Genomic DNA, 1,872 nt, shown 5'->3' with positions numbered 1-1,872 from the left:
GTGGGGTTTATTTAATTACATATTGGGCGCGGGGGGGGGGGGGGGGGGCGGCCCCCGCCCGGGGGGGGGGGGGGGGGCCCCCCGGCGGCCCGCCGCGGGGGCGCCCCCCCCCGACCGCGGTCCCGACCCGGCCGGGTCGACCTGGCCGTGGCCCGGCCAGGTCGACCCATCCCGGCGGCCGCCGGGCTCAGGCCGCCGGGCAGCTCGTCCCGGGCGGCGGCACGGCCAGGTCGACCAGGTAGCGGTCCACCACCGCCGTGGTGCAGGCGCTGCGCTGGTACGTGCCGTGGCCCCAACCCTCGTACGTGACAAGGCGGCCGTGCCGGCCCAGCTGCGCGGCGACGTGGCGGGCCCAGGCGTACCCGGTGCGCGGGTCGTGCCGGGCGTTCAGCAGCAACACCGGGGTACGGGTGTGCACCCCCGGCGGGTGCGGCGGATTGGCCACCGGCGCCGGCCAGCCGAGGCAGGTCTGCACCGCCAGCAGCCCACCGCCGTACCGCACGTCGGGAGCGGCCTCGGCGGCCACCCGCACCAGCCGCCGATACTCGGCGAAATTGCGCACCGGGGCCGGCCAGTCCGCGCAGAACACGCCGACGGAGAGGCTCAGGTTCGGCTGCTGCGGTGGGGTGCCGGCGGCCATGCCCCGCACCGCGACGGCGAACTCCGGCCACCGTGGGGCGGCCAGCCTCCCGAGGGCGACGGCCGTGACGTCGAAGGCGGTCAGCGGCGCGAACTCGCCGCGGTCGGCGCGGGCCAGCGCCCGGGCCCACACCGCCCGCACGTCCTGCCCGTGCAGCACGCAGTCGGTGGACCGGTCGCACCAGGCGACGAACTCGTCGAACGAGTCCTCGAGCGCCTCGGCCTGGGTACGCACGAACTCCCGCACCCCGAGGCTGTGGTCGAAGACGCCCTCCAGCACCACGGCGCGCACCCGGTTCGGGTAGCGCTCCGCGTACTGCTGGCCGAGCAGCGTGCCGTACGAGCTGCCGTGGAAGCTGAGCTGCCGCTCACCCAGCGCCCGGCGCAACGCGTCCAGGTCCCGCGCGGTGCTGAGCGTGTCGGCGTGGTCGAAGACCGGGCTGGTCGCCCGGCAGGACGCCCACAGCGCCCGGTTGTACGCCACCGTGGCGGCGAAGTCGGCCTGGCTGGTCAGCGGCACCGCCGGCCGGCGCAGGCTCGGGTCGGGGGCGCAGTTCGGCGCGGCGCTGCGGCCCACCGTTCGAGGGTCGAAGCTGACCACGTCGAACCGGTCGAGCATCTCGTCGCTGAACCGGTCCCCCCGCCGCACGCGTTCCACGCCCGAGTCGCCGGGGCCACCCGGCCCGAAGACCAGGGTGCCCACCCGCCGGTCGGGGTCCCGCGCCGTCCGCCGGGCGACGGCCAGCTCGAAGGTCGCGCCGTGCGGCCGCGCCCAGTCCACCGGCAGCCGCAGGCGAGCACACTGGACGGCAGGATCGAGCGGCACACCCGGCAGATCGTCCAGGCAGGCGTCCCAGGCCAGCGCGGGCGCCGGCCGCGGGGTTGCCGGCGGCGAGCCGGGGGCGGCGCGGGCCACGCCCGGCACCCCGACCAGGACGGTGAGCGCGGCGACGGCGGCGACGGTACGGCGGATCATCTGGCCTCCTCATCGGTGGAGATCCGTCGATCCTGTGCCGGCCGGCGCACCGGAGACATCCGGCATCACCCCGAGCGGGTCCCTGAGGTCTCTCCGGGGGTATCGTCCCGCGTCCTCGGGGTTGGCTTCGTGCTTGAAATGCGCAGTAGGCCCACCCCTTGCGGGGTGGGCCTACTGGAATGTTTGTCCGGCGGTGTCCTACTCTCCCACACCCTCCCGAGTGCAGTACCATCGGCGCTGGAGGGCTTAGCTTCCGG

At 76.0% G+C, this 1,872-nt stretch carries 1 protein-coding gene; it reads right to left on the bottom strand.

Features of this window, described 5'->3' with window-relative positions; genetic code table 11:
• Positions 1-187 precede the first annotated feature (187 nt).
• Positions 188-1,615, bottom strand: a complete 1,428-nt coding sequence (locus ACFY3U_RS26675) for an alpha/beta hydrolase (RefSeq protein ID WP_387206582.1) — start codon at positions 1,613-1,615, stop codon at positions 188-190.
• Positions 1,616-1,872 lie beyond the last annotated feature (257 nt).

The organism is Micromonospora sp. NPDC000089, from assembly GCF_042899365.1.
GTDB lineage: Bacteria > Actinomycetota > Actinomycetes > Mycobacteriales > Micromonosporaceae > Micromonospora.
Note: the sequence above shows the minus strand (reverse complement) of the source record. Positions and strands in the feature narration are given on the sequence as shown.